The sequence below is a fragment of the Caulobacter sp. 17J65-9 genome (assembly GCF_010975005.1).
Lineage (GTDB): Bacteria > Pseudomonadota > Alphaproteobacteria > Caulobacterales > Caulobacteraceae > 17J80-11.
Genome location: NZ_JAAIVC010000205.1, coordinates 1 through 5,703 on the forward strand (window position 1 = coordinate 1; position 5,703 = coordinate 5,703).

Annotated in this window: 6 protein-coding genes; 1 reads left to right on the top strand and 5 read right to left on the bottom strand. The window is 71.9% G+C overall.

What is annotated here, in order from left to right; genetic code table 11:
- The 3 genes from G3573_RS19515 to G3573_RS19525 all read right to left on the bottom strand — a co-directional run.
- On the bottom strand, nt 1–715 hold a 715-nt coding region (locus G3573_RS19515; protein WP_163263347.1), incomplete at its 3' end, for a hypothetical protein.
- A 168-nt stretch (nt 716–883) separates the two neighbouring features.
- The gene (locus G3573_RS19520) at nt 884–2,158 is read right to left on the bottom strand and encodes a hypothetical protein (RefSeq protein ID WP_163263348.1); all 1,275 of its coding nucleotides are present in this window, start codon (nt 2,156–2,158) and stop codon (nt 884–886) included.
- 32 nt (nt 2,159–2,190) lie between these two features.
- The gene (locus G3573_RS19525; RefSeq protein WP_163263349.1) at nt 2,191–2,598 is read right to left on the bottom strand and encodes a hypothetical protein; all 408 of its coding nucleotides are present in this window, start codon (nt 2,596–2,598) and stop codon (nt 2,191–2,193) included.
- A 157-nt stretch (nt 2,599–2,755) separates the two neighbouring features.
- Here G3573_RS19525 and G3573_RS19530 point away from each other — a divergent pair, with 157 nt between their 5' ends.
- Entirely contained in the window at nt 2,756–3,646 is an 891-nt protein-coding gene (locus G3573_RS19530) for a hypothetical protein (RefSeq protein WP_163263350.1), read from the top strand.
- Between the two features lie 600 nt (nt 3,647–4,246).
- Here the strand turns inward: G3573_RS19530 and G3573_RS19535 are convergent.
- Both G3573_RS19535 and G3573_RS19540 read right to left on the bottom strand, forming a co-directional pair.
- Nucleotides 4,247–4,768 carry a DUF3617 family protein gene (locus G3573_RS19535; RefSeq protein ID WP_163263351.1) on the bottom strand — a complete coding sequence of 174 codons (522 nt, stop codon included), beginning with the start codon at nt 4,766–4,768 and terminating at the stop codon, nt 4,247–4,249.
- 81 nt (nt 4,769–4,849) lie between these two features.
- A partial coding sequence (locus G3573_RS19540; RefSeq protein ID WP_205598377.1) for a hypothetical protein occupies nt 4,850–5,703 on the bottom strand: 854 nt, incomplete at its 5' end.

Consider the following 5,703-nt stretch of genomic DNA (forward strand, 5'->3'; position numbering starts at 1 on the left):
GCCGCCCGGCGCGCACCGTCAGGCCGCCGCCGTCGCGCATCAGTTCGTCGGCCGCCGCGTTGGCGGCGTGGACCACGCCGCGCGAGTCCACCAGCACGGTCGCCACGCCGCGGCGTCCCAGCACGTCGAGCGCGGCGTCGGCCTGCGCCTCGGCCGCGCCTAACCGGTGCGAAATCTCGATCGCGCGCCGCAGGTGCGGCGTCAGGCTTTCCAGAAACCGGACCTCGTCCGCGTCATAGCCCCCGTACTTCGTCTCGCGGACCAGACCCAGATGCAGGTAGCGGCCGCCCGCCCCGCCGACCCGGCAGCTGAGGCCGTGCCTCAGCCCCTGCGGCCGCAGCCAGTCGGCGAAGAATTCCGTGCGCTCCAGCGCGGGGCCGTCGACGACCTCTTCGGTGACGTACAGCGACCGGTCGCCGGCCTTCGGGCTGGTCGCCCACAGGTTGGTGGCGTTGTAGTAGCTGTTGTAGAGCGCGATGAACTCGGGATCGAGGCTGGCCAGCGCCAGCCGGTGCGAGCGCGGATCAGCCACGCAGCGCTCGTACATCGTCCCATGACCGCCCATGTACCGCCGGACCTTGGCGAACACGTCCGTCCAGCCCTCGGGATCGGTCGCGGCGACGTAGACGGCGTCGACGAGCTCGGCGTGCGCCTCAGCGGTGAGGCCGGGGCGCCAGCCACGTGCGATCGACGGCGCCGCCTTCGCTGCGTGCACACTTCCAGCCATGATTGGACCATCCCCGAACGCTCGCCGCTCCGCACATACTCGCGCAGCTAACGTGTGGAACGTACACGCATAAGGGACGAACGCCTCCTCCAAACGGAGGAGGCGCGCATCTGTCGTTCATGCTCGCGGCCCGCCCAGGGCGGGGTCAGAGGACCGCTATTTCGACATCGACACCAGGCGTGGCGGGGGCCGGATCTCGAGCGGCGCGAGGTCCTTCGCCGTCATCGGCTCACCGGCCGGCAGAGGGGGCCTGCCGTCCCTGGACCGTTCGTAGTGGTCCCACGAAATGTAGTCGTCCGGGTCCCGCAGGAAGGTCAGTTCGAACGGGCCGCCATCCGTGAACGGCGGAAAGTTCCCCGAAACTCGCTTGGTCGTCAGGGTCAGCGGATAGAGGGTTTCCTGCTCGTCCCCGTCCTCGTCGGTCCAGGGGATCACCAGCGACAGGGCGCCGTCGGGCCCGTGGCGGAGCTCGCCGCCCAGGGTCGACTGGGGATCGGTGGGCTTGGGCTCGCCGGCGTAGCGCCAATAGTAGGCCACGCTGGCTTCGTCGTGACGTTTGCGGAAGTCGATATCCAACCGCACCCAGACGACGGTGATCGCGCCGCCGTCCACAACGATGGGCACGTCCTTGGCCCAGAACCGGCAGTTCAACGCCGCCACCGGCTCGCCCTTCACCGGCGGGGGGAAGCAGACGTTGCGTAGCGGCGAGCGCAGCCGAAACACGTAGCCGGCGATCTGCGACAAGGCCCGGTCGACCTCCCGCTCCAGCGCGAGCAGCTGATCGACGATCGCGGCCACTTCGGCGGGGTCGAGCTTCCCCTGCAGGCGCGCCTCCAGCTCGGCCTGGCGTCGCTCCAGGTCCTCGAGCCTGGCGTGGGCCACGTCGACCGGATCGTTCTCGATCACCTCGCCGGTGCTGTCGACCACCACCTGCACCCAGCGATCGACCGCCCGGACGGTCTTCAGCCCGGCCCCCACGCCTTGCGCCTTGGCCCTCGCCCGGGCCTCGGCCTGGGCCTGCTTCCTGAGGTAGTCCTGGAGCGGGCCGCTGCTCGCCGTCGCCTTCGGGTCGATCGGCTCCGGATCGCCCTCGAACCTCGTCCCGTAATGCTCGCGCATCAACTGGCGGATGCTGTCGCTGAAGCGCTCGCGGCGAAGCCGATCCTCCTCCATGACTTTCGCAATGAGCGCGACCTCGGCGGCCTGGTTCTCCAGGTCGATCGCGCGCGACGACGAGTCCGCCAGCCGCCGGGTGTCGCGCTCGACGGTGTTCCGCCACTCGACCTGATCGCGGTACCGCCGCGCCTGCACGGTCCAGTACGCCAGTTCGTCGCCCGACATTCCGCCGGCGTCGACCAGCGCCTGCGCCTGGTTGACTTCCGCGGCCGCAGCCGGTGCGGACGCAAAAACGGCCGCCGCCCCGAGCAGCACGGCCAGGGTTCGAAGGATCATAGAGCCGCGCCTCACGCCTTTCCGCAGCCGAGCTCGGCCGACTGCTTGCGGATCTCCTTCAGACGGGCCTTAGCCGCCTTGGGGTCGGCGGCGCGGCCGCTCTGCTGGACCTTGTCGAGGCCCGAATAGGCCTGCTCCTGCGCGGTGCCCTCGACCGCCTGGCCCGCGGCGCGGCCCAGCGCGCTGTCGCCGGTGTCGATGGACGGCGTGTAGGCCAGGGCCCGGCCGGCCACGTTGGCCAGGAAACCGGTCGCCTTCTTGGCGGTGGCGGCGCCGACCTGGTCGTTCAGCTTGGCGGCCTCCTCGGCCAGGGCCGCGCACTGCGGCGAGGCCGGTTCGTCGGCGAAGGCGGCGGGCGCGCTGAGGACGGCCGCGGCGAGCAGGGCGGCGGCGGTGGCTGAGGTCACGAGTTTGCACATGGTTCGGCGTTCCTGCCGACGCTGCACGCGCCGGAACGCCGACGGTAGGCGGCTGGGAAAGCCGCCGCCTCGTCCGTTCGGTCGAGGCCGAGCTGGCGTCCGAGCGGTAGGCAAGGCTGGGGCGTTCGCGCCCGATGTCCCGAAAGGTCCGCCGTCGATGTCCCGCGCCGTCTCGCTCGCCTGCCTCTGCGCCGCGCTCGCCGCCTTCGCCGTTCCCGTCGTCGCGGAGCCCCTGGAAACGCCGCTGAAGAACCAGGCCGCCGTGCTGAGCTACGAGGTCGAGGTGACCGGCCAGCGGGGCGGCCAAGCGGTCCACGACCGGCTGGTGGTGCGCACGCCGATGTTCGCCCGGGAGAGCGGCGCGGTGAACCCGCTGGGCGACGGGTTCACCGACAGCCAGAGCGCCTACATGGCCGACATGTCCGCCGCGACCACGGGCGCCGGGGGCGGCGACGGAACCGCCGACATGCTCGAGGTCAATCGGCTGCTGGAGGCGATGATGGCCGCGTGCCTCGGAAACGAAGCGTCCGACGCCTGCGCGGCCGCCCGCGCGCGCCATCAGGCGGCCGAGCAGAAGATCGCCGACCATGGCGCAAGCGTCGCGGCGGCGCAGGCCCAGGTCCGGATCCGCGACGAAGACAATCACCGCTTCCTGCTGTTCACGGCGGGCGACGGTCCGAACGGCGGTCCCGCGACGGTCGAGGCCAGTTACGACCACGGGGGGCGCAAGGGCGTGGTGCGGCTGCCCGATCCGGCCCTGCCGGGCGCAGACGCCTTCTCGTTCGGCGACATGGTGGTGGTGGACCGGCGCGACGGATCGATGGCCCTGACCGTCCAGGCGGGCCTGACCCTGAACGGCCTGCGTGTGGTCGACGTGGAGCCGCTGGTGAGCGCGCCCGGGGTCAAGCGGGTCGCCCTGCCGTTCTCCAACGGCGTGAGCTTCGCCCTGCAGCCGACGGCGGGGCCGGACGGCGACTACGCCGGAACCAGGATCGTCGAGACCAAGGGCCTGCGTTACGTGTTCCGCTGGAAGCTGGAGCGCGACTGAACAAACGGCAAAGGGGCCGGCGGTCGTCCGCCGGCCCCTTGCGTCGACGGGCGAACGCGCCGCTCAGTATTTGAGCAGGTTGGCGGTGTCGATCGTGCGGGCGAAGCCGATCAGCTGTTCGGGGGTGATGTCGCTGCCCTGGATGGCGACCAGCACGCGGCCGACCTTCATTTGCAGCACGCCGCCCCTGCTCGTTCCAGATGAGATAGGCGTCGAGTTCGTTCACCTTCTGGCGCGTGGTGACCATGAAGGGCGCCATCGGGTGCGGTCCCAGCGGCCGCGACCTGGGGAACTCGGTCTCCATATCGTGCGGGCTGGGGTGAGTGATGGTGACGCCGAAGCCGCCCTTCACGTCGGCGCGGTCCGGCCCGTAGGCGGCGCCGACGAACGGCTCCATTCCGTTGCCGTCCTCGGTCACGCTGACGGGACCGCGGTTCCAGCCCTCGGGCGGGGGCGGCAGGAAACGGGTCAGGGGCGACGCGAGCCCCTCCTCCGCATAGGCCGGGGCGGCCGACAAGGCCGGCGCGGCGCCGGCCAGCAGCAGGGCGGCGGCGACGCGCAGGGCGAGACGACGGGTCATCGGTTCGTTCCTTCCAGGCATCAGCGCGCGGCTTCCTGGACGCTGTCGCCGGGCTTCATGCCGGCCGGGCACGGGCCGACGTAGGCGCTGTCGATCACCACGGTGGCGGGCGGCATGACGTCGCCGTCGGGGCCGGTCATGCGCGTGGTCGAAGTCATGACGACGTGCTTCGCGTCGCCCTTCACCTCGCCCGACACCAGGGTCTTCAGTCCGTCCTGTTCGCAGACCAGGTCGTAGGCGTAGCCGCCCGAGATCTGCCGGCGGGCCGGCGACTGACAGCCGGTGGCGCCCTGCTGGGTGAACATGTCCTCGGCCTTCTGGCTGGCCGCGTCGACGCAAGTCTTGTTGGCGCCGAGCGCCGGGCGGCCGTTGACCATGGTCTTGGTGCGCCACAGCCCGGGCGTGGCCAGCATGGGGCCGTCCAGCGAGGGACCGCCCGCCTGAACCGGCTTCGACGCGGCGTCCGGTCGGGCCTCGTCCTTGGGCCCCGAACAGGCGGCCAGGGCGAGCAGCGGGACGATGAGGAAGGCTTTTCTGCGCATGGCGGTCTCGACGAGTTCCGGAAGAGGGAGAAAGGGGGGCGGCGCCTCCGGTCGGGGGCCGGCGGCGCCGCGGCTCGCGGGTCAGGGCAGGATCGAGCCCAGGCCCTTGAGCAAGGCGCGTGTCTTCTTGCCGGCGGCCGGCTTGCCCGTGTCCTGGGCCGCGTCGGCGTCCTGGTCGTCCTCGCCCGCGTCGTCGGACAGGCCCAGCATGGCCGACGCGATCGAGGCGTAGCGGACCTTGACCACGTAGTCGGGCTTCCAGGCCGTCTTCGGATCGGCGGGGCGGGCCGGATAGCTGACGTCGACCTCGTCGCCGTAGGCGGTCACCCGTAGCAGGGACGCCGGTGCGGCCTGGCCCACCTGGGCGGGAACGGCGCAGCGGGTGGTCTGCGGGGCCATCAACGCCTTGCGCGCGATCAGCCGCTTCAGGTCGGCGGGCGAGAGATGGTCGGGCAGCTGGCCGGCCATCAGCGGAATCTCGCTGGAGCTCCAGATCACGGTGTCGCCCGCCTCGTTGGCGCCGACCACGGAGGCGAAGTAGGCCTGCGCGCCGGTCACGGGTTTCCAGGCCAGCGGCGTCACCCCGGCGGCGGTCGGACTGGTCCCCGACAGCTGCACCGGCGCCAGGAAGTCCTGGCCGGCGCCCAGGGCGAAGCGGATCTCGGGCGTGTAGTTGCCGCGCACCACGTGATCGCCCAGCAGGGAGCCGTCGGCGGGGACCTTCGAGGCGCGGGCGTTCGGCCACTCGCCGTAGGTGCGGCCCGCCCCCGGGGACGGCGGGGTCTGGGTCAGGGTCCCCAGGCCGGCGGCCAGGCTGGCGGCGCCCGCGCCGGGCTTGGCGAGGTCGATCACCGTCGGCTGGCCGGGCCGCGCCTGCTCGCCGCAGCCCCAGTAGACCAGGACCCGGCCCCTCACGGCGCCGGCCGAGCCCGCGT